Source organism: Paraburkholderia sp. J11-2 (assembly GCF_905220185.1).
Lineage (GTDB): Bacteria > Pseudomonadota > Gammaproteobacteria > Burkholderiales > Burkholderiaceae > Paraburkholderia.
In genome coordinates this window covers 1-392 of the sequence record NZ_CAJMYY010000123.1, presented here as the reverse complement: position 1 = coordinate 392, position 392 = coordinate 1, and the positions used below count along the sequence as shown (strand labels likewise).

The window sequence follows — 392 nt, the reverse complement described above, 5'->3', positions numbered from 1 at the left end:
GCGATCTTCGTGCCGATCGGCGGCGGCGGGTTGGCGGCAGGCGTGGCGGCCTACGTGAAGGCCGTGCGCCCCGACATCAAGGTGATCGGCGTGCAGACCGACGATTCCTGCGCGATGGCGCAGTCGATCAAGGCAGGCAAGCGCGTCGAGCTGACTGAAGTCGGCCTGTTTTCGGATGGCACGGCAGTCAAGCTCGTGGGCGAGGAAACCTTCCGCCTGTGCCAGGCCTATCTCGATGAAGTGCTGACCGTCGATACCGACGCCCTGTGCGCCGCGATCAAGGACGTCTTCCAGGACACGCGCAGCGTGCTCGAACCCGCGGGCGCGCTGGCCGTGGCGGGCGCGAAGCAGTACGCGGAGCGCGAGGGCATCGAAGGCCAGACGCTGGTGGC

General features: G+C 67.9%; 1 protein-coding gene. It reads left to right on the top strand.

Translation table 11 applies throughout. The annotated features are described in order from the left end of the window. Positions 1-392: pyridoxal-phosphate dependent enzyme (locus U5A57_RS41430; protein WP_321918126.1), on the top strand; the 392-nt coding region annotated here is incomplete at both ends.